Raw genomic sequence first — 21,272 nt, 5'->3', positions numbered from 1 at the left:
GCGCCGCTCCCCCGGTCCTCGCATCACGCGGGGAGCACCTGTTCACAGACCGAGCCGGACGGGCTCGGGTGGAGCGCCGGCGGTGATCAATGCCGCCAGGAGGGACCCGAGGTCGCGCGGGGAAAACAGGTCCGCACCGGCGTAGGACGCGATCTCGCACGGGTGCCACCACTTCAGACCGCTGATGTCCTCCGCGGCGAGCTGGTCGTCGGACAGGCTTCCGCGCGGGTTGAACGCGGCGGTGCGGACGAGGAAGTAGTCGTTGATGACGCCGTCGTGGCCCTCGGCATGTCCGGGGGCCACGACTTCCTGGTGCCAGACGTGCGGCGGATCGGCTGGTACGGCAAGCCCGACCTCTTCCCGCAGTTCGCGGCTCAGTGCGGCAAGCGGTGCCTCACCCGGCTCGATCCCTCCGCCGGGAGCCGCCCACACCACGGTTCCCGCCGGCTCTGGAATCGCGAACCGGCACAGGAGGATGCGCACGTCCTCGTCGAGAATGATCGCCCGGACTGAATGGCGCAGGTTCACAGACGGCATCCGGACACGCTAGCCGCGTACGGCCAGGCGGTGAGACGTACGGGCGATGCCGGTACCGGAAAAGGCCACCACCGTAGGTGGGGCCCCTCGGTGGTCGTCTCCGATGTCCTCCGGTTGTCCTCCGGTTGGTCCTCCGGTTGTCCTCCGGTGACGGTCGGCGGCGGCGAGTCGAGCCCTGATCGACCCGTACCGTCCGATGCAGCCCCTGGGGCGGGTCCGGAGCGGTGGTCTGGCCCACGCGTGTCGCGAGATGGCGAGCGGACCAGACCCAAAGGACCGGCACGGGGTCACGGACAGTGCAGACGGGAGCACAGCATCAGGCGTTGTCGGTGAGTTCCCCGACGCCCCGGCCCGCTACGGCAGGGTGCCGGGTCGTCTGCGAGGCCTGCACAAGCCCGGTGGAACACGCATCTGCCGTACCATGTGTCGTCGACCTCCTCGCATGCGTCATGCGCGCCCTACGCAAGACACAGCACCGGTGGCCCTCCGCCCTGCCTTACTCCCCGCTCGTCCGGTTCCTTGCGCCGCGGAAGACCGCCTCGGCCGTACGGGCGCGCCACTCTTCCAGCGTCTTCTGCTGACGCCGGGCCCTCTCCAGCAGCGTGTCGAGCTGCGCCGGATCAAGGCGTTGGTCGACGGCACTGAGCCCACGCAGGGTTTGCCAGCCGGCGGTCTTGCCCTCCACCGCGAGGCGCAGCGCCTCCAGCTCCAGCACCGTGCTGAGCGGCGAGCGCCGGATCAGGCGGCCATTGGCCTTCAGCCGTCCCAGCCTCTCGCCCGCCCAACCCGCGCAGACCTTGTAGCGGCGCACGGGGACGCCCAGGTCCCGCATGATCCCCAGCAGCGCCGCCCGGTCCTGCGCGATCTCCATGGCCACCGGACCGACCGCCCGGCCGAGCGCGGAACCGCGGCTGCTCCGCGCAAGCCGACCGGCCCGCAGCGCGCCGGCGGTAGCACCGGCCATGTGGTCGTTGAGATAGATGCCGAGCAGATTCATGGCGGCGCCGTCAGCGGGCGGCCGGTACGACGGCGTCTCCGAACGGTACGGACTATCCATCTCGGGCCTCCTACGCAACGAGCAAGGTGAGCGGAGTGAGCGGTCGTGAATACCGCCGACCTCGGGTACCCGCGGTCGCGTGATGAAGCGCGCGCTGCGCCAGGGCTTCCTCACCGGTACGGCCGGGACTGGCGCCCGCACGGGACGAGCTTTCAGCAGAGTCAATCCGATGCGACCAGGGTCGTAAGCCATGAAGGGCCGTATGTCAGGCTCGCCGGCCGGGGTAGCGCCCGAGGCCGCTGCCCCGCCGCTGCGGGCATGCAGGTGCCTGTGCCATGAACCTGAGCGGCTGTCACCGCCCCAGCCTGTGGAATGTGCTGAACTGGCCCGATTACGACCAGGAAGGCGCGGTCCATGAATCCGGGGGAATGGACGAGGGACATGGCAGGCGTCAGCATCGCCCTTCTGCGAATCGCGTAGGGCGAGCCGTCGGCGCCCCTCAACGTCTCCGCCTTAGCGTTCACCTGCAACTCATTGCAACGAACGACCGTTCCGCTATTGCATTAAGCCAGAAGTCATTGCAACGCTTTACGGCCATCTACCTCGACTAATGCTGGTTCAATGCAAACACTGTGTTGCCGCGCTATGGAAAGCAACGTAGTGTTTCCAATATCAGAAACCAACGAACTGCAAGTCGGGGAGAGCGCGATGCAGAAGTACGACACCCCCGCCCCGGTCTCCGCCGTCCTGGACATCCCGGCGGGACGCGTACGGTTCATCGCCGCGGACCGGGCCGACACCGCGGTCGAGGTTCTGCCCGCGAACGCCTCGAAGGGCCGTGATGTGAAGGCAGCGGACCAGACCACGATCGAATACGCCGACGGCGTCCTGCGGATCGAATCCCCGGCGAAGGACCAGTACTTCGGCTCATCCGGGTCCATCGAGGTGACGATCGAACTGCCCGCCGGTTCCCACGTCCAGGCCAGGACGGCCGGCGCCGAACTGCGGACCGTCGGCCGACTCGGCGACATCGCTTTCGAAGGCGCGTACCGCCAGATCAAGCTGGACGAGGCCGCGAGCGTGCGTCTCACCGCGGTCGACGGCGACGTGGAGATCGGCCGGTTGGGCGCGAGCGCGCAGATCAGCACCGCAAGGGGCGGCATCCGGATCGCCGAGGCCATGGGCGGCACGGTCGTGCTCAGCACCCGGCACGGCGACATCACGGTCGGCGCCGGCGCCGGCGTGTCGGCCACCCTGGACGCCCACTCCGCCTACGGCCGCATCAGCAACGCCCTCAAGAGCGACGGCACCGCCGACCTCGACATCCGTGCCACCACCTCCCACGGCGACATCACCGCCCGCAGCCTGTGACCCGCTCCCTTCCGGAGGAGCCCCCTCATAGCCATCCCGGCGAGCGGAACGCACCCGAACTCACGAAGACCGTGGACGACGCGCCGGGAGGCGTCCCGCACCGCGAACTCAGCCCGGCCACCGCCCAGGACAGGCCCGGCGGCAGCCACGTCCCACCGGAACGACCACCCACCCACACAACCCGCAAGGAGCACACAGCCATGTCCCTCCACCTCACCGACCAGCACAGCGGCTTCTCCGAGGCAGGGCTGCGCAGAATCCGCGACGTGCTGGCACGGCACGTGGAGTCCGGGAGGATTCCGGGACTCGTCGCCCTGTTCAGCCGGGGCGGTGAGACACACGTCGAGGCCGTCGGGACCATGCGCCATGACGGTGGCGCGCCGATGCGCCGGGACACGATCTTCCGGATGGCCTCGACGTCCAAGCCGGTCACGACGGCCGCGGCGATGGTCCTGCTGGACGAGTGCCGACTGCGCCTTGACGACCTGGTGGAGCCGTGGCTGCCCGAACTCGCCGACCGGCAGGTGCTCAAGCGGGTCGACGGCCCGCTGGACGACACCGTGCCGGCGCGGCGGCCGATCACCGTACGGGACCTGCTGACCTCCACCTTCGGGCTCGGCATGGACCTGACGGCGCTGGGCACCCCGATCATGGACGCGGTCTTCGAACGGGGCATCTTCAGCCAGAGCGCGTCGGCGACGGCCGCACCGGACGAGTGGATGCGCCGGCTGGGCACGCTCCCCCTGATGCACCAGCCCGGAGAACACTGGCAGTACCAGATCAGCAACGACGTGCTCGGTGTGCTCGTAGCCAGGGTCACCGGGCAGTCGTTCGAGTCGTTCCTGCGCGAACGGATCTTCGGCCCGCTGGGCATGAAGGACACCGGTTTCCATGTGCCCGCCGGCAAGATCGACCGGCTGCCGCCCTGCTACACGCCGGACCCGCAGACCGGGGAATTCACCATATGGGACGAGGCGGTGGGCGGGCAGTACAGCGCGCCTCCGGCGTTCCAGTCGGGCGGCGGCGGTCTCGTCTCCACCGTCGACGACTACCACGCCTACTTCCGGATGCTGCTGAACCACGGGAAGCACGGCGGCGAACGCATCCTGTCCCGGCCGGCCGTGGAACTGATGACCACCAACTGCCTCACCCCCGAGCAGCAGGCCGCCCGCAGCGACCTCGCCCGCAACAACGTCCACATCTCCTTCGGCCAGGGGCAGCACGGCGGCTGGGGCTACGGCATGGCGGTACGCACCTACCGCGGCGATTACGCGCCGATCGGCCAGTTCGGCTGGGACGGCGGTACCGGCACCACCGCCTACGCCGACCCGCACAACGGGCTCGTAGGCATCCTGCTCACCCAAGTCGGGTTGTCCCTCCCCGCCCCGGCACAGCTCATCCACGACTTCTGGACCACGCTCTACCAGGCGATCGACGACTGACGAGGCGCCACATCCGCGACAGCCGACGTCCCTTGGCACCTTGCGGACATGGTGCGGGCAGATCGCGATACGCCCGCCTGGCCTCAGCTGCCTTACGGCTCTTGGCCGCTGAGTACGACTCGTCGAACAGCTCGCCTCCCGCTCCCGCACCAGCGGGCAGCACACGGCCAGGCCCCCGGCGTGCAGGTGGCCTCCTCCGGTCGTAGGTGCCGGGAGAGGAACTTGCACGCCGGGTAACCGGTGGTTTTAACGGCTTCCTGACGTCGAGTTACGTGACGCGTCGGAATACAGGCGGATAGAGTCGAGCCGTGCCGGGAATTCACACTCTCCCGGCGTGAACATGGGTAACAGTGGAGAACCACGGGGGAATTCAATGAAACGTGCACAGGGCAGTGCCGTCCGCCGAATCACCGTCACGGCCTGCGCCGCGGCGCTGATCTGCGCGACGGCTCCTGCGGCCGAGGCGGCGACACCGGGAGCGCCGGGGACAGCACATGCTTCGACGTCTGGGACGTCCCGACAACCGGCCGCTGTGCTTGCCGAGTTGGCCGCCAGGGGCGCCCCCTCCGGAACGGGTACGTTCACCACGTCAGAGGGGGTGACCAGCGCGCTCCAGCGCCAAGTGGCCGACTCTTCCGCCAAATCGGGGGCAGCGGCCGCGACGTACCCGAAATGCCGGGGAACGTTCAAGCACGCGGTGGCGGACGTGACGCTTCAGGAGTCGATGAAGTACGGCATACCGTGGATCGTGAAACTGCGTAAGGCCAATTCCAAGTTCGGTGTCGTCAATTTCAGCGCGCAGATCTACGCGAACAACCGCCAGGCCAACGTGTACCAGCCGCATGTGGAGCCGTGGAACTACCAGTTCCACGGTCCGCTGCCGCGCACGTTCAGCGTCGTCAAGAGCAGCAAGAAATACACGATGCCGCGCGGCGCGACCGTATCGTTCCTGTGGACGTGGTTTTCCGTCGCGAAGCCGACCCAGGGCGCCTATCGGTACGTGACCTGTACGTTCAAGCCGTAGCCCAGCTTTCGCAGAAAGACGCCGTCCATGCCGACACCACCGCCCGAGGATCTGTTCGCGGCGATCGCCCACGATCTGTCCGTCTGCGGGCTGCCGAACCGTCTCGTGGAACGGGCTCCACAGGGTGCTCCGGGAACCTGGCGGCAGTTGGTGGTGGCCGGCGTCCAGGTCGGATATCTGGAGTTTGACACCGACCTTGAGCCGGAGGACTTGGTGGAGGTGCTCGCGGTCCACACTCAGGACGCCGTTCTGGAACATCTCCATGCCGTCGGCGGTGGTGTGGCCTGGCCGCTTTGCCGACCCGGCCACACCCACCCCATGCGCCCCGTTTCCGCCACGGACGCGGATCCGGACAACGGGCCCCGCTGGGAATGCCCCCGCGCCCCGGCCTACCGCTGGCCTGTCGGACGGCATCCAGGCCAAGCGCCGCCCGCCTAACCGGCCTGCCGGCTGTCCCGTTGTCAACCGCGGGCGTGCTTGCCGGCCTGCCTGGACGCCTTGGTCTCACCTCCATGTTTTCAACCGCGCCCACGTCACCGGTGCCGGAGGGCCAACGGGCCGCTTGGCCGAGGAATCTGCCGGTCTGTAGTCCGGTACGGCTGCGGTACGTGCGTCACCTGAGGACCGGTCCGCGGCGTCCCCGGCGCGTGAGACGCGCGCCCGCGGGTAACCGGCGATGTCATGAACGCGTTGACGAAACGGCCGCAGAGGCCGCCGTACGGACGCGACGGCGAACCGCCGTCCACCGCCGGCACCGTCGAACCGAGGAGGTAGACGTGCTCTTCCTGGTCGCCGCCCTGCTCCTGCTGGGCATCATCGTGGGCTCGGCCGCCTACCTCCCCTGGCCCGTCACCCTGCTGGCCGGCGCCGTGATCATCAGCTGGCTCGTCGTGTTCGCCGGACGCGAGCGACGCCGGCGCTCCCGCTCCAGGAGGGCCTGACCATGCGGCTGACCGCACCACCCTCCGCCCGCACCGGCCGACGGGACACCGAAGGCATGGCCGTGGCCTCCTTCGTCCTGGGACTCCTCGGACTGCTCGTCCTCAACCTGGTCCTCGGCCCCATCGCCATCGCGCTCGCCCTCCTCGCCCTGCGCCGGGACACACCCCGCCGCTTCCGGGCACTGCTCGGACTGGGCCTCGGCATCGCCGACCTGATCCTCTTCACCGTCCTGGCCTCCGCCCACGGAGCCACCTCCTGGTCGATCTGGAGCGGCTGACCGCTCCAGGCCGCCGACACCGTGATGGCGCCCCCGGGTTCCGGCACGCATCCCCGCCGGGGAAACGTCGCGCGTGCACTCGTACCCGCCACAACAGAGCGGCGACAGTGCCCAGCAGCCCCGCGCGACGGCCCCGTTGTGACACTTGATCGCCCGGACAAGTCCTGGTTACGCCCACCCGGCTCCGGCCAGGGCAATCAGCCAGGAGCGGTCGGCGCCGGTGTGGAGGTCAGCGGTGGGTCGGGATCTTCAGTTCGCCTCGGGTCACCGCGCGGATGTGGTCGCTCGCGAGCAGGTCGTGCGGGTAGCCGAGGCTGATCGCGCTGATGTCGTCGAGGCGGGCCAGTTGGGCGGCGGTGAAGTCGACTTCCAAGGCGCCAAGGTTGTCCTCCAGTTGGGCGGGGGTGCGGGCGCCGATGATCGGGGCCGTCACGCCGGGGTTCCGCAAAGTCCAGGCCAGTCCCACCTGGGCGGGGGTACGCCCGGTCTCCTCGGCGACCTCTCCGACGACATCGGCGATGGCGAGGTTGCGTTCGGTGACCGTGCCGAGCGCGACGTTGAAGGCCCTGCGGGTGCCGTCGCCGGCACCGGCGTCCGCCCTGGTCAGGTCGGCGCGGCTGTACTTGCCGGTGAGGACGCCGCCGGCGAGCGGCGAGTACGGGACGACGCCCAGCCCCATCTCGCGGGCCATGGGGATGAGGTCGCGTTCCCCGGTGCGCTCGGTCAGGTTGTACTCGATCTGCAGCGCGACCAGCGGTGACCAGCCGCGCAGGTCGGCGACGGTTACCTCGGGCCCGCCTCCGGCACAGTCTTAGTTCCTCGACGACCTGTTGCGGCAGGCCTCCGCGTCCAAAATCCGGCAGGTCGTGCTGCTCGGCGCCGGCATGGACAGCCAGGCCTTCCGGATGGACTGGCCCGAGGGCACCCGGCTGTTCGAGGTCGACACCGCCGCGCCACTGGACTTCAAGGCTGCGGTGCTGCGCCAGGAGCGGGCCGTCGCACGCTGCGAGCGGATCACCGTCGCGGTGGATCTGCGGGAGGACTGGCCAGGTGCGCTGGCCGCCGCAGGGCACGATCCGGCGGTACCGACCGTGTGGATCGCCGAGGGACTGCTGATCTATCTGCCCGAGGACGCGGTCGAACTGCTGATGGCCCGGATCAGCGCGCAGTCGGCGGCCGGCAGTCGGATGGGGCTGACGTTGGGCTCGCGCGGCGTGATCGAGCGCTTCGGCGCCGACGCCGCTCCGGGATCGGCGGCGTCCATGTGGGTCTCGGAGATGCCCGACGACCCGGTTGGCTGGCTGGCCGGGCACGGCTGGGAGGCCGACACCCACACCCTGCGCGAGCGCGCTGCCGCCTACGGCCGCCCGATCAGCACCCCGCCGCAGCGGGAGGAGCGGCCCGGCGGACTGATCTCGGCGGTCCGTCGGCAGGACGCTTCCAGGCGAGCAAACCCCCGTGGAAATCGGTCGAGGTTCACTGTCGCGGGGTCGCCCAATTCGTCCCGTCTCGACAACTCTTGAGCGATCTCGCTGAACCTTGATCGTTCATCGGTCGCATGGGCACAGGATTCGGTGCGCGTCGCTCAGCGTCAGGGATTCATCGCTCCACGAGCAGACCTCAAGCCGCGACAGATACCCGTCATCGACGAACACCAGCACCTCGCCGACGGTTTCTCCACCAGCACCGAACAACTCCATCTCGGCCGCCACCCGCGTGCCTGTGAGCGTAGACACAGGAGCTACAGCACCCGCATCGAGACCGAAGTCCGCCGAACCGCAGCCACACGCACAACGCCTCCGCACCCGCAGATGCCGTGTCTGCAGACTGAGCTCCACCCCTGGGCCCTCCACCATGCTCAGGACAGCGTCCAGCACATGGGCAATGTCGGTGGCCAAGGCTTCGGTCATGGGTGCACCGTACCTGGCCTGGACAGGTGCCAGATGGCCGATGTTCAGCGGGCCCGAATTGCCAGGTCAATCCTCGGTGAAGGGGCCAAGGACAGCAAAGGGCGCTGTCCCACGGCGGTCCTCGTGGCCGGGCCGGCGACTGCGCGCTCATTCCGTCCAGGTAGTCGTCCGCCCCACGTGCCCGTGCGGCGGGCGGCTTCGGGCCGGTCTCCGTCAGTGGTCGTTCGGCACGGGTCCGATCGGAAAGAGTCCGCGGCCCGCGCGGTCACCGGTGTTGCGGGGCGTCCGGTATCCAGCTGCCGTGGAAGCCGGCCGGGACGCGCCGTGGGAGTTCCACGGTGGCCGTCCAGGTCAGGTCGTGGGCGTCGAGGACCAGCAGTTGCGAGGGGGCCGCCGGGCCGTGGGAGACGATCGACAGCAGCCAGCCGGCGTCCTCGTCCGAGGCGTCGCGTGCCGGGACGAAGACCGCTTCGCCGGGTGCGGTGCCCGCGCCGGTGCCGTAGGCCGTACTGGTGCCCGCGACCGTGTCGTACTTCATGATCGCGTTCTCGCTGATGGTGTAGAGGTAGCGGCTGTGGCGTCCGGTCCGGTCGTCGTTGATGGTGGGCATCTCCACGCCGCGGTCGTCGAGTTCCTCGTCGCTCACGCGGCCGGTGGCCGGGTCCAGCGACCAGCGGTGCACGTGTCCGCTCTGGCTCACGCCCAGTGCCCAGTGGCGGGTGTCCTGGAGTTGGTCGACGGCTCCTCCCATCGCCTGCCACATGACGTCGAACGCCTGGCGCGAATAGCGCACCGCCTCCAGGACGACGTGTCCGGCCGCGTCCTCGTGTGCGTTGCCGACATGGAAGATGTAACAGGGGTCCACGTCGAACCACCGGACCTCGCCCGCGGCGTCGCGGCGCATCAGGCCCAGCCGCGCGCCGTAGGTGTCGGACCAGCGCATGGGCATGCCGCCGCGGGCCGGCAGGGCCGGGTCGAAGACGACGGGCAGGTCCAGCCAGACGACGTAGTTCTCGGTGATGGCGAAGTCGTGCATCATCGTGCCCGCCGGGACCTTGATCTCCCGGCTCTCCACCAGTTCGCCGGCCGCCGAGAGGCGGTGGTAGGTCAGGTACGGGGGTGTGGCGCCGTAGCCGAAGAAGAGGAGCTCGCCGGTGGCCGGGTCTTCCTTGGGGTGGGCGGTCATGGCGGTGGTCAGGCGTCCGCCGAAGTCGCAGGGGCCGACGGTGTCCAGCTCTCCGGTGACCTCGTAGGGAAAGCCGCTCTCGACCAGGGCCCAGAGCTTGTCGGCGTGGGCGATGACATGGGTGTTGGCGTTGACCACGGCGAAGTCGCGGCTTCCGTCGGGCCGTGTGAGCGGTGCGCCGGCCAGTTTGCCAGTGCGGACCCAGCGGTTGCGGTACCACTCGGCGCGGCCGTCGCGCAGCCTGACTCCGTGCAGCATGCCGTTGCCGGTGAAGACGTGTCCCGGATCCTCGCCGGGGCGGGGATTGGGGCCATTGCGCAGGTAGCGGCCGGTCAGGTCGGGCGGCAGGGTGCCGGTGACCTTGAGGTCGAAGGCTTCGGTCTCGTCGGTCACCGGAGTGTAGTGACCAGCCAGGTAAGGCTGGACCGGCTCCGTGGCTTTGGGTTCGCTTGTCGTCATGGCCTTCTCATTCGATGGGGCTGACTGTGGTCCGCCGGATCGGGGGGGGCGACGTACCGGATCGGGAATCGAACGGCGGCCGGGGGGCGGTCCCGGCTGCGCATGGAGCAGCGCTCGGGTGGGTGTGACAACGGGTGCGGGCGGCGGCGGGTACGGACCCGATCCGATATTCATAAGGTTACATGTAAATTCCTACATGTCAACGTCTGCTGGTTGGGCGAGAGGGCGTCGGGACGGTGGATGGTCGCGGCGAGGGACGTCAACGCCCCGCGAACATCGAGGCCGGTTTGCCATGGCGCAGTTGAGCGCCATACGCGGCCTTCGAGGCCGGCTGCTGCCGCGTGACGTCGCTGCCGGTAATGGTGTGCAGAGCGGGCGGCTTGTCATGGCCGTTGACCAAGCGGCTCGCCTGGCCCAGGCAGGCATCCGTCAGGAGTCGTAGTCCGGCACGTCGCAGGTCTGGCCCGCGTTGGCGAGCCTGGCGCGTACCAGCCCTTCGGCGAACCGCAGTACGTCGGTGCCGGAATCGACGAACTCCCCTGATGCGCCGTCGAGTTCAAAAGTGCTGCGCGGTCCTTCTCGGGCCACTTCCATCACGTGCACGGCGAGACGGCGTCACCAGGATCGGTAGGTGCAACCTGGGCACGCGGCGCAACCTGAGCCGTGCGGGGCGAACTTGGACCTCCGGCGTAGGTCCGCGCAGTGCCGGGGCTGCCGGGTCGGGGGATCGAAGGGCCGCGGACGATCCGTCACGTGGCCGGGGGGCCGGAGACGAGGTGGCCGTCGCGGTCGTAGGGCCAGACATTGACGGTGCAGCCGTGCAGTCCCTTGATCTGTTGCATCATCACCGGCGCGGGCTTCCCCGGCCCGGGGCATCCTTCGTGGCCGTGCCCGAGAAATGCCCCACCTCGTGCTTGATGATCAGCGCCCGGTACGCCGGGATGTCGTGCGCGTAGTACTGGCTGCCCACTTCCCAGCGTTTGAGATTGACCATGACGTCCTGCCCCACGTCGCAGTTCAGCTCGCCTCCGGTGTCAAGGCCATACTCTCCGCAAATGTGATCCACCGTGCCCGCCGTGGCCAGCCGGACCCGGAAGTCGGAGGTCTCGCCGGACACTCTTTGGAAGCCGGTCCTTCCGTCGGCCGTCCAACCGCGGGGGTCCTTGAGCACCCGGTCGACCACGGCCGCGACGTCGTTCGGCGGGATTCCGATGCCGTCCTCGACCTCCACCCTGTAAGTGAGGACCCGACGGGTCCCGCCGAAGGCGGTGCCGGCGCCGGTGGCGGTGGTGAAGGTTCCGGGCCCTGTCGAGGGGATTCGTGGCGTGCCCTGTCCGGAGCCCGACGCCTGCCCCTTTCCGGCGCGCTTCGCCGGCTTCTCCCCATCCGTCACGGACGGACCGCGTCCCGGTCTCCGGGAGCCGGACGGTGCCGTCCGCAGCGACGACGAGTCGGCCGCGTCGGCGTGGCGGACGCCGGACGCCGCGGTGTGCGCCGTGAGCACGTACCCGCCGTAGAGCAGCCCGGCCGGCAGCGCGAGTCCGGTCCAGAGCGCGACGTGGCCGCGCCGTCGTCGGCGGGCGCGCCGCCTGTGCCCACGGCGATGAGCGCCGGAGGGCCGCGAAGAGGTGGTCTGGTGTGCGCTCACGAACGCGCAGCCTGCACATGCCATGTGATCGGACCTGGATGGGCCTTTGACCGTTCGGTAACAGCCGTGGCCGCCCCGGCCAGCGGTCCCTGCACATGCGCTCGGGGCAGTCCGGGCGCGGGGACCACCGCTCGCGTCCGGGCAGCTGCGCGGCTTGCGTTCCGACGCTCGCCTGACATGAACGAATATCCGGCGGACCGCACCACAGCAGCAGGTCATCTGGAGATAAGCCGGATACCAAAAGGGCGCGAAAGGCGGCAAAAAGGGATGCGGCATACCCTCGTCCGGCCTGGCGGTGCGCCAGGCCGGACCTATCTCCTGCCATCGGGCGCCGCAGGGACGCCTGGAGCGGGGTGCGAGACGGAGGTGTGCCCGCCACTGAAGAGTTGGCCGGTGGGGCCGTCGCTGCCCAGGGTGGCGGCGCGGACGATGTCGCGGGCGCTCTCGGCGGCCGGTCGGTCGTTCTCGTCGTCGCCGCGTTCGGGGTGGGTGGCGGTGTTGCCCGGATCAACGGCGTTGACCAGGATGCGGGTGTCCGCCAGCTCCCTGGCCAGCACGGTGGTCAGAGCGTTGAGCATGTACTTGGCCATGGAGTAGGCCGGGGAGCGCAGGGGCGCGCCGAGGTCCAGGCCAGTGGCGATCTGCTGGGCGGACAGGCTGGAGACGTTCACGATCCGCGCGGCGGGTGCCGCGGCCAGCAGCGGCAGCAGCGCCTGGGTCAGGGCCCATGGGCCCAGTACGGAGACCTCCATCGCGGCGCGCACGTCGTCCATGTCGGCGTCGAATGCGGACAGGGTCTGGAAGTCGGGCATGGCGCTGGCGTTGTTGATGAGGACGTCCAGGTGGCCGAATTCCGCGCTGAGGCGGTCGGCGGCCTCGCGCATGCCGGCCTGGTCCGACAGGTCCAGACGCAGGGCGGTGACCTGGTGGCCTTCCTCGCGCAGTCGGGCGGCCAGCGGGTCGGCGGCGGCTTGGCGGCGGGCGGTGAGGACGACGTGGAAGCCCTGCTCGGCGAGCTCGCGGGCGACGGCGAAGCCCAGTCCGGCCTGGCGGCCGACTCCGGTGATCAGAGCGGTTTTGACGGTCATGGCGGTTGTCCTTGCAGAAGGTGGTGGGGGGCGGCGAGGTGTCCCGCCCGTCGAGGTGAACTTTGTTCAGACGCAATGAACAAAGTACTACTGGCTGAACTTAGTTCAGAGCGAGTTATAGTCGGCACCATGGCGACCGACCCCAGGCAGCGCCGCGCCGCCCGTCACGCTCAGCTCGACACGACCGCTCCCAGGCCCGCGCCGCGCCGCAAGCCGCTGACGCTGGACCGCATCACCGACGCGGCCCTCCAGGTGTGCGCGACCGAGGGCTACGACGCGCTGACGGTGCGCCGTGTCACCGCCGTCCTGGGGACGGCCCCGTCCGCCCTGTACGCGCATATCGTCAACCGGGACGACCTCGATGAGCTGATCGTCGGCCGCTTGTGCTCGCGTATCGTGCTGCCCGAGCCCGACCCCGCCGCGTGGCGGCAGCAGCTGCGGGACGTCCTGGTCCAGCTGCGGGACCTGTACCTGGAGTATCCGGGCATCTCGCGGGCCGCGCTGGCCATGGTGCCGACGAATCTGGAGACCCTGCGCGTCAGCGAGGGATTGCTGGCCATTCTGCTCGCTGGAGGCGTCCAGCCGCGGGCCGCGGCCTGGGCCATGGACGCGCTCTCGCTCTACGTGGCGGGCTACGCGCTGGAACGCTCCCTGGTCCTGCACCGCAGGAAGCACGAGGACGACGACTGGGTGCTCAGCCAGGACGAACTGGTCCGCCGCTTCACCGCGCTGCCCGCCGACACGTTCCCCAATACCCGGAAGCACGCGGCCGACCTGGCCTCGGGCACGGGACACGACCGCTTCGACTTCACCCTCGACCTGATCCTCGACAGCCTGCCGCGCTGACCAGAACCCACCCGCCGCGCCTGCCGCCATCCGCGCAGGCACGGCGTCCGACCCACACCCCGAGAATGCACACCTCGGACTCGGGGTGCACCGGCGTGACGCACCCGAGCGGTTCGGGCCCTGGAAGGGCGCGGTCGGCGACATCGACTGGGGCATCGCCGTCGACTCCACCGTCGTGCGGGCCCGCCAGCGCGCGGCCGGCGCCCATCCGGATTCGGGCATAGACGCCCATCTGGCTTCGAACACAATTGACCGGACAGCTTCTGAGGGAGTGCGTACCGGGGGCTCCCGCACGCCAAACGGCCGCCGCAGACGAGCCCGGTCACCACTTCCGGCCCACCTGCCCGACGACCGGGGATCCTCACACCTCCCGCTCTTTCCTGAGACACCGTTCCCTCGGACGTCCTCCGGATCAACACACCGCCACCGGTCGCGGCGAAGCCATAGACGATGTCGGCATCGCTGTCCAGGAGGCCGTCGTATGGCACGGGCCGTGACCGGCACCGCGTGGCATGCTGACCTCGGCTTCGCGGACCGTCCGGTGCGCAGCCGTCGTGATCCGTCAACAGGAGCTCTCCGTCGTCATGCCCCAGGACACACCGCGCCTGCCCGCCACCGCGGCAGGCACCGGAGGCCGACTGCCGCTCGTGATGGCGATAGCCTGTGGCGTCGCCGTCGCCAACGTGTACTTCCCGCAGGCGATCACGCCGCTGGTCGCGCGAGACCTGGGCATCGGCCGCGACACGGCGGCGATCCTGGCGACGGCCACCCAACTCGGCTACGCCATCGGCATCTTCCTGCTGGTGCCGCTGGGCGACCGGCTCCCGCGGCGCCCACTGGTCACGGCGCTGCTGACGGTGACCTCGCTGGCCCTGCTCGGCGCCGGGCTCGTACCGGCTGCCGGGCCGCTGCTCGCTCTTGGCGGTGTGATCGGCGCGGCCACCGTCGTTCCGCAGATCCTGCTGCCCATGGCGGCAGGCATGGCCGGAGCGGATCGGCGCGGCGCCGTGACCGGCACGCTTCAGGCCGGTCTGGTCGGCGGGATCCTGCTGGCCCGCGCCTTTGGGGGAGTGCTCGGCGAGCACCTGGGCTGGCGCGCACCGTACCTGGTCGCCGCCGTCCTCACCGCGTTGCTGGCCCTCGTCCTCGGCCTGACGCTGCCGCGCGGCGTCCCGGCCGGCCGGGAACGCTATCCGACCCTGCTCGCCGATACCTTGCGGCTGTTGCGGCGCGAGCCCCTGTTGCGGCGCTCGGTCTACTTCCAGGTCACCGTGTTCGGCGGGTTCAGCGCGGCCTGGACCGCGGTTGCCCTGCTCGTGACCGGACCCGCGTACGGCGCGGGCACCCAGACCGTGGGTCTGCTCGCGCTGATCGGCGCAGGCAGCGTGTTCCTCGCGTCCGCGGCCGGCCGCCGGGTCGACAGGTACGGCGCCGACCGCGTCAATCTGTGGTGCCTGCGGCTCGCGCTCGCCTCCGCCGCCGTCCTGCTGACAGGCCTGATCGGCGGCCCGGTCGGCATCGCCGGACTCGCCGTGGGGCTGCTTCTGATCGACGTGGCCGTACAGTGCGGCCAGGTGGCCAACCAGGCCCGCATCTTCGCGCTGCGGCCCGAGAAGCGCAGCCGTCTCAACACCGGCTACATGACCTGCAACTTCCTTGGCGGCGGGGCCGGCTCCTGGCTCGGCGCCCGCGCCTACGGGCACGCGGGGCTGGGGCGCCGTCTGCGTGTTCATCGCGCTGACCGCCGTACTGGCCCTCGTCGTTCACGCCGTCGGCCGCCGCCGGAGGCCGGACGCCGCCGAGGACTGTACGGCCCACTCTTCCGCCGCCGTCCGGAACAGGCCGGCGGCCGACGCGTCCTCGGAGACCTGACCGGCCGGCACACCGCAAGCCGAGACCGTCCGAGGCCGCCGACCGGCCGGGCATCAGCCTTTCGTCGCGGCGCCCCCAAAGGCGCCCGCGGCCAGCCGCCCGAGGGGGGACGGTTGCTGGCCCGCGCTCGCGGTCACGGTGGTGGTGGACGGCACCGGCGCGGGCGACGCGTTCGGCGCCGGGGTCCGTCAGCGGTGCTCGACGGTCTCGCGCTGTGCCGGGAAGAAAGCGGATCACCGCGGACGAACGGAGGTGGCCGCCGCACCGGACGTCGCCGGCGGCCCGAAAACGCTCACCTCCGATGAACATTGCGCACCCCTGTCCCGCTCACGACACCCGCACGCGCGTGTGCCACTCCCCCGTCCCCAGCGCACGGCGATCAGTGGGGTTCGCGGACGGAGCCGAAGCATCCTGCTCCCGTCTCGCCGCGGGGCGCCCTGGGGTGCCCGCCGGACGCGTCCCGCTTCACCTTGCCGTCCGGATGGTGAAGTCACTCGTATGGACATCGGCCTGATCCTGACCGGCGTCCTGGCCGTCGAACTCGGCGCCAGCGCACCCTGAGCCCATAGGACAGCACTTGCGCCGACAGCCGCAAGAGGCAACGGCGCGATCCGGCGCGCGGGAACGATGCGGTCCTCCTACGTGCAAGCAGACCTGCTGCCCCCGCCGGTGGCGGCCGGACGGCGGGCTGCGCCGTGACTGACTCCCGGCAACTATTCGTGGCTCAACCGTGGCCGTACAGCGGGCGCGGACCCTAATCTCTCGACAGTCCTGTCAGCCGATCGGAAGCGAGTCGCACATGGCCTCTCCAAGACCCCTCAACTCCGCCACCGCGTGGCTGGTACGCCTGTTATCCGCGCTCACCCTGGTCGCGGGCGGTGTCCTCTTCTTCTCCGGTACCGCCCAGGCCGCCACCATATGCGGCAACGTTTCGGTGCCGCCGGGCTACGTGATCACCTCGGAGTCGCTCACCGGGAGTTGTACCGGCGGCTACCTGACCGAGACCATCCAGCCCCCGTCCAACGGACTCGCCGTCTGCCTGAACGGCCCGGTCCCGACCGGCTACGCGGTCACCTCGATCTACAGCACCAACAATTGCAGCCAGTACCAGACCGGCCGGATCAACACGGTCACCAACGGCCTGCGGATCTGCGGGAACTCCAATGGATCGCTGCCGAACGGCTATGTGATCACCAGTGAGGGACCCGACAACGCGTGCTCGCAGTGGTACGGCGAGACGGTCAACGTCGCGAGCAACGGCATCGCTGTCTGCGACAACTCGCCCATCCCGGCCAACTACGTGATCACCTCCAGTTACCAGAACGCGGCCTGCGGCATCTATCTCGGCGCCCGGCTGAACACCGCCTCCGACGGCATGACGTTCTGCGGTAACTCGCCGATCCCGGCCAACTACGTGATCACCGCGAACTTCCAGATCAGCAGCTGCGGCCAGTACCTGGGCGGTCGCCTGAACGTGGCCTACAACGGCATCATCGCCTGCGCCGACTCCCCCACCCCGCCCGGATACTGGGTCTCCGCCAACGGCATCCAGTCCTCCGCGTGCAGCCCTTACATGGCGGAACGCCTGAACAACAGCTGATCCCGGCACCCACCCCGGTCCGGCCCGCCACCGGGTTGGTGGCGGGCCGGACCGGGAGTGTCGACGTGGCGGCGCCTTTCTCAGGCGGCGTCGTCGGCGAAGTACTCGCTCAGGAGGCTGAACAAGCGGTCGCACAGAGCCTCGTCGGCGAGCGGGGCATCGCTCGGGGCGCCGGTTTCGGCAGCGTGTAGCTTCGGCACCAGCGCCCACCAGACGAGGTTCGTGCCGTGCCCGAGCTTCTCCGCGAGCCAGGGGCGGAAACCCCGGAGCAGTTCGCCGTCTGTCGCGGCGTCGCCTCCGTTGATGAAGGCCACATAGTTCAGGTAGGAGCCGTCGAGCCCGTAAGCACCGGGCCTTCTGCGGACGTCTCCGAGACGGGTGGGAAAGTCCACCGTCCGTCCTTTCTAGTCGAGCGGGGTGAACACCAGGTCGTCGCCGTATTCGAATTTCCCTCGGTATTCGTCCAGCGACTCACCTTCCGGCCCTGTCCAGGCATCGTATACACGGCCGTCCTTGACCACGACGTCGTGGTGACCCCAGAAGGAGTCCTGTTCACGGTACTTGCCGAGAGTCGGGGCTCCATAGCGGTCCGTGACGCGCATGCGGTTTCCGCCGATGTCCTGCTGAATGGATTCCGCCACTTGCTCGCAACCGGTGCTGCCCCCGATTCCGCAGACGTCGGACGCCTTGCCATTGGGCCAGTACTTGTCGGAGCTGAGCGAACCGCCGCCGCCGTTCGACTCGGCCTCGCGCAGTGCCTGGCCGAGGCCGTTGCTGAACCTGCCGATGCCGTCGGTGATGCCGTAGATCCCCGCGCCCGCTATCCCCGTACCGACGACGATCGCCGGTGCTCCTTCGAGGCAGCCGATGACGGTCAGGCACAGGCCCCCGCCCGCGACGTCGATCGAGGCGCCCGACCCGACGCCGAAGATGCCGGCACCTGTCTCGAACAGACCTGCCCAGACATCCGAATTACCGAGAATCGCCTGGCCGTAGTCACCGATCGTGTTGGCGGTGTCCTTCAACCAGTCGGGCACCCAGCTGCCGTCGTCCTGCTGGTCGGATTGCTCCTTATGCCATTTGTCCTGGAGCTGCTGCCACTTGGCGATTTCCTGTTGCTGCTTTTTGACCGCCGTCCGGAAAGCCTCCACCGCGGCGCCCGCCGCGGCGTTCGCGTCCTTGCCTGCGGCGAGGGCGGAGGCACGGGCCTGCTGGGCCGCCGTACGGGCCGAGTCGGCGGAGCCGCGCGCGGCGGTGGCCGAGTACTGGGCCCGCGCCGCTGAGGTGACGGCCGCTGCGGCCGCGTTCTCGGCGTCCTGCTGGGCCTTGCGGGCGGTGGCGGCCGAGGCGGCGGCGTCCTTGGCGGAGTGCTCGGCCTGCGTGGCGTACCCGTCGGCCTGCGTGGCGTACTTCTTCGCATCCGCGGCCGACTGTGCGGCCTGCTTCGCGTAACCGGCGGCTTCGTCCTTGGCCTTGGCGGCGTCGGCTGCCGCCTTGCCCGCCTCCGCCGCGTTCTTCTGCGCGGTGGCGGCCACGCCCGCGGCCTGCGCGATGAGCTGCTGGATCTGGGATTCGTGGGTGGCGCCGAGCTGGTCCTGACGCTGCGCCTTGTACTGGCCGACGGTGATGAAGAGGTGGAGGAGGTCGGAGGGCCCCTCCAGGGCGATCCGCGCCGCGGCCTTGACCTGTGGGCCGTTGCCGCTGTTCCTGGGGTCGGCGAGCTGGGCGGCGCGGACGCGTTCGTCCTGGGTGCGCGCCTGGTCGTCGTCGGTGGTGATGAACTGGCGCAGCGCGTCCGTGGTGTCGGTGTTCAGCGCGGTGCGGCCGGCCTGCTGTTCGATCGGACCGGCGGCGGCGATGGTGCGGGCGACGTACAGGCGCATGTCCTGCTTCATGGCGTCGTACTGGCCGCTGTCGAGGAACGCGCTCACCGTGGCGCCGTCGCCTTCGAGGGCCTTGGCTGCCGCGGCGCGGACGTCGGCCGATCCGGCGGCTTCCGCGAGGTGTTCGACGTCCTGGCGGTCGTCCTGGACGCTCGCGTCCTGGCGGCCGGTGCGGATGTAGTCGGTCATGTCCGTGTCGGAGCCGGCCAGGGCCACGAGCGCGGCCGACTGGCTCCACGGGCGACCGGTCTTCGCCGTCGCCAGGGCCACCTTGCGCGCTTCGGGGGCGAGCTGAGCGGCATCCGCGCCGGGCTGGGACGCCTGGTCGGCGAGCTTGGCCGCCGCGGCCTTGAGGTCCTTGGCCTGCTGCGTGGCCGCCTGCTGGGCCGCGGTGCGCTGGTCCTCCTGTGCCTTGAGGTCCTGGGCCCGGTCGATGGCCTCGTTGGTACACGCCGTCAGCTGCTCGGTGTCGATGCGGACCGCGAGGTCGTGGACCTTCTGGGCCTTGGCGACCGCGGCGCTGGCGGCGTCGGCGGCCGTCTTGGCCTCCTTGGCGTGCGCGGCGGACTGCTTGGCTGCGGTTGCCGCCTGACCGGCGTGGGCGGCGGCGTCGTCTGCCGCCTTGGCCGCGTTCTCCGCGCGCGTGGCCGCGTCGTTCGCCGCGTCACGCGCCTCACCGGCATCGGTGGCGGCCTCCTGGGCCAGCGATTCGGCGGCGCCGGCGGCACGGCTGGCCTCCCGAGCGTGCCGGTGCGCGCTGGCCGCGGCGTTCGCGGCGTCGGCGGAGTGGGCGCCGGCCTCGTCGGCCAGGGTGTTGGCCTGGTCGGCCGCGTTCGCGGCATCGGTGGCGTCGCTGCCGGCGCCGCTTGCCGCCTTCGCCGCGTCCGCGGCCTGGGCGGCGGCGGTGTGGGCCGAGTCGGCGGCCTGGGCAGCGGCGTGAGCTCCCGCGGCGGCGTTCCGGGCCTGCTCGGCCGCCTTGCGTGCGGCGCCTGCCTGGCCGGCGTCGACGGCCGCGTTCGCGGCGGCGTTCCGGGCCTGGGCGGCCGCGTTGGCGGCACCGTCAGCGGCAGCGGCGGCGGCCGAGGCGGCGTTGGCGGCGACCCGCGCCGCGTTGGTGGCGGCGTTGGCCGCGTCGATCGCCGTCTGCGCGGCGGTCGCGGCCTGCTTGGCGGCGCTCGCGGCACGGGCGGCGGCGGCAGCCGCGTGCTGGGTGTCCTTGCGCGCGGCCTCGGTCTCGGCCGCGGCCTTCTGCGCCGCCGCCTTCGCCAGCTTCGCCGCGGTCACCGCCCGGGCGGAGGCGTCCTTGGCGGCCCGGGTCTGCTGCCCGGCCAGTTTGCCCGCCTTGGCCGCCTGGTCGGCGAGCTGCGCGATCGTGGCGTGCTCCTGGTCGTGGGCACGGGAGACGTACTGGCCGACCTGGAGGAACTCGTGGATGTCGTCCGGGGTGCCGTTGATGGCGATACGGCCGGCCGCCTGGACGTTCGGTCCGCCGGCCGCGATGATCTGGGCGACCTCGACCCGCTCGTCCTGTTCCCGGTCGTTGTACTGGTCGTTGGCGAGGAACTTCTTGATGTCCTCGGCGGTGCCGTTGAGCGCGGCGCGGCCCGCCTTCTGCACTTCGGGGCCGCCTGCGTCGATGATCTGCGCGACGCGGACCCGCTGGTCCTGCTCCAGCGGTGCCTTCCAGCCATCCTTCAAGAACGCCTTCAGGTCGTCCGGTGTCCCGTCGAGCGCCTTGCGGGCGGCGTCCTGGAGGCTCAGACCGCCCACACTGGCGAACTGGGCGACGGACACCCGCTCGTCCTGGACGGCGATGTCCGGGGCCTGGGAGAGGAAGTTCTTGACGTCGTCGTCGCTGCCGACGAGAGCGACCTCGGCGGCGGCCCGCACGCCGGGGCCGCCCGTTTCCCACAGGCGTACCACCTTGGCGCGGTCGGTGTCCGGGAGCGCACCGGAGATACCGGTGTCCGCGGGGGTGGTCGCGTCGGCTCCGGCCGGGGTGGGCGCGGGCCCCAGCAGGCCCAGGACGAGCGCGCTGGGCAGCAGGCACAGGCACAGCACGCGGATCACGCGCTGAGCCCCCGCTACCACGCGCCGTGGGCGTCGTAGATGTGTCACTGCGGACTCGATTCGTTCTTTCGGTTGGGGGGGTGCACCGCGTGTCCGTGCCGCCGGGGACACGGTCGCCGG

At 70.3% G+C, this 21,272-nt stretch carries 18 protein-coding genes and 2 pseudogenes; 10 read left to right on the top strand and 10 right to left on the bottom strand.

Annotated features, from left to right (window positions below; genetic code table 11):
• Positions 1-42 precede the first annotated feature (42 nt).
• Both AC069R_RS05065 and AC069R_RS05060 read right to left on the bottom strand, forming a co-directional pair.
• Positions 43-537, bottom strand: a complete 495-nt coding sequence (locus tag AC069R_RS05065) for an NUDIX hydrolase (protein ID WP_478764619.1) — start codon at positions 535-537, stop codon at positions 43-45.
• A gap of 496 nt (positions 538-1,033) precedes the next feature.
• Positions 1,034-1,534: a hypothetical protein gene (locus tag AC069R_RS05060; protein WP_478764617.1), complete on the bottom strand. Its 501-nt coding sequence runs from the start codon at positions 1,532-1,534 to the stop codon at positions 1,034-1,036.
• Positions 1,535-2,242: 708 nt separating this feature from the next.
• Between AC069R_RS05060 and AC069R_RS05055 the strand changes: the two genes are divergently transcribed.
• The 6 genes from AC069R_RS05055 (at position 2,243) to AC069R_RS05030 (ending at position 6,590) form a co-directional block, all read left to right on the top strand.
• Positions 2,243-2,905 (top strand): DUF4097 family beta strand repeat-containing protein, encoded by a 663-nt coding sequence (locus AC069R_RS05055; protein ID WP_478764616.1) that lies wholly within the window; start codon positions 2,243-2,245, stop codon positions 2,903-2,905.
• 200 nt (positions 2,906-3,105) lie between these two features.
• Entirely contained in the window at positions 3,106-4,347 is a 1,242-nt protein-coding gene (locus AC069R_RS05050; RefSeq protein WP_478764615.1) for a serine hydrolase domain-containing protein, read from the top strand.
• 598 nt (positions 4,348-4,945) lie between these two features.
• Positions 4,946-5,371 carry a hypothetical protein gene (locus AC069R_RS05045; protein WP_478764613.1) on the top strand — a complete coding sequence of 142 codons (426 nt, stop codon included), beginning with the start codon at positions 4,946-4,948 and terminating at the stop codon, positions 5,369-5,371.
• A gap of 27 nt (positions 5,372-5,398) precedes the next feature.
• The gene (locus tag AC069R_RS05040) at positions 5,399-5,809 is read left to right on the top strand and encodes a hypothetical protein (protein WP_478764612.1); all 411 of its coding nucleotides are present in this window, start codon (positions 5,399-5,401) and stop codon (positions 5,807-5,809) included.
• Positions 5,810-6,147: 338 nt separating this feature from the next.
• A complete protein-coding gene (locus tag AC069R_RS05035) occupies positions 6,148-6,312 on the top strand; it encodes a hypothetical protein (protein WP_478764610.1) in 165 nt (54 codons plus the stop codon).
• Positions 6,313-6,314: 2 nt separating this feature from the next.
• Positions 6,315-6,590, top strand: a complete 276-nt coding sequence (locus AC069R_RS05030) for a DUF4190 domain-containing protein (RefSeq protein ID WP_478764608.1) — start codon at positions 6,315-6,317, stop codon at positions 6,588-6,590.
• Between the two features lie 229 nt (positions 6,591-6,819).
• Here the strand turns inward: AC069R_RS05030 and AC069R_RS05025 are convergent.
• Positions 6,820-7,371: pseudogene (locus tag AC069R_RS05025) on the bottom strand (aldo/keto reductase); the annotation flags it as partial.
• Between the two features lie 34 nt (positions 7,372-7,405).
• On the opposite strand from AC069R_RS05025, the pseudogene AC069R_RS05020 reads away from it, so the two are divergent.
• Positions 7,406-8,020, top strand: a pseudogene (locus tag AC069R_RS05020) (SAM-dependent methyltransferase); the annotation flags it as partial.
• 117 nt (positions 8,021-8,137) lie between these two features.
• Here the strand turns inward: AC069R_RS05020 and AC069R_RS05015 are convergent.
• From AC069R_RS05015 to AC069R_RS04995, 5 genes are all read right to left on the bottom strand, one after another.
• Positions 8,138-8,500 carry a hypothetical protein gene (locus AC069R_RS05015; RefSeq protein WP_478764607.1) on the bottom strand — a complete coding sequence of 121 codons (363 nt, stop codon included), beginning with the start codon at positions 8,498-8,500 and terminating at the stop codon, positions 8,138-8,140.
• 265 nt (positions 8,501-8,765) lie between these two features.
• Complete coding sequence (locus tag AC069R_RS05010) at positions 8,766-10,079, bottom strand: carotenoid oxygenase family protein (RefSeq protein ID WP_478764605.1); 1,314 nt, start codon at positions 10,077-10,079, stop codon at positions 8,766-8,768.
• 495 nt (positions 10,080-10,574) lie between these two features.
• The gene (locus AC069R_RS05005) at positions 10,575-10,739 is read right to left on the bottom strand and encodes a hypothetical protein (RefSeq protein WP_478764603.1); all 165 of its coding nucleotides are present in this window, start codon (positions 10,737-10,739) and stop codon (positions 10,575-10,577) included.
• Between the two features lie 250 nt (positions 10,740-10,989).
• Complete coding sequence (locus tag AC069R_RS05000; RefSeq protein ID WP_478764601.1) at positions 10,990-11,538, bottom strand: DUF3152 domain-containing protein; 549 nt, start codon at positions 11,536-11,538, stop codon at positions 10,990-10,992.
• A 566-nt stretch (positions 11,539-12,104) separates the two neighbouring features.
• Positions 12,105-12,881 carry an SDR family NAD(P)-dependent oxidoreductase gene (locus tag AC069R_RS04995; protein WP_478764599.1) on the bottom strand — a complete coding sequence of 259 codons (777 nt, stop codon included), beginning with the start codon at positions 12,879-12,881 and terminating at the stop codon, positions 12,105-12,107.
• A gap of 129 nt (positions 12,882-13,010) precedes the next feature.
• Here AC069R_RS04995 and AC069R_RS04990 point away from each other — a divergent pair, with 129 nt between their 5' ends.
• From AC069R_RS04990 to AC069R_RS04980, 3 genes are all read left to right on the top strand, one after another.
• Complete coding sequence (locus tag AC069R_RS04990) at positions 13,011-13,727, top strand: TetR/AcrR family transcriptional regulator (protein WP_478764597.1); 717 nt, start codon at positions 13,011-13,013, stop codon at positions 13,725-13,727.
• Positions 13,728-14,239: 512 nt separating this feature from the next.
• The gene (locus AC069R_RS04985; RefSeq protein ID WP_478764595.1) at positions 14,240-15,904 is read left to right on the top strand and encodes an MFS transporter; all 1,665 of its coding nucleotides are present in this window, start codon (positions 14,240-14,242) and stop codon (positions 15,902-15,904) included.
• Between the two features lie 494 nt (positions 15,905-16,398).
• Entirely contained in the window at positions 16,399-17,199 is an 801-nt protein-coding gene (locus tag AC069R_RS04980; RefSeq protein WP_478764594.1) for a hypothetical protein, read from the top strand.
• A gap of 80 nt (positions 17,200-17,279) precedes the next feature.
• Here the strand turns inward: AC069R_RS04980 and AC069R_RS04975 are convergent, their stop codons facing one another.
• Both AC069R_RS04975 and AC069R_RS04970 read right to left on the bottom strand, forming a co-directional pair.
• Positions 17,280-17,591: a hypothetical protein gene (locus AC069R_RS04975; protein ID WP_478764593.1), complete on the bottom strand. Its 312-nt coding sequence runs from the start codon at positions 17,589-17,591 to the stop codon at positions 17,280-17,282.
• Between the two features lie 12 nt (positions 17,592-17,603).
• Positions 17,604-21,152 (bottom strand): ALF repeat-containing protein, encoded by a 3,549-nt coding sequence (locus tag AC069R_RS04970; RefSeq protein WP_478764591.1) that lies wholly within the window; start codon positions 21,150-21,152, stop codon positions 17,604-17,606.
• Between the last annotated feature and the right edge of the window lie 120 nt (positions 21,153-21,272).

This window comes from Streptomyces sp. NPDC043952, from assembly GCF_056435325.1.
The sequence above is the reverse complement of the archived record's forward strand: the minus strand, read 5'-3'. Positions and strand labels throughout refer to the sequence as shown.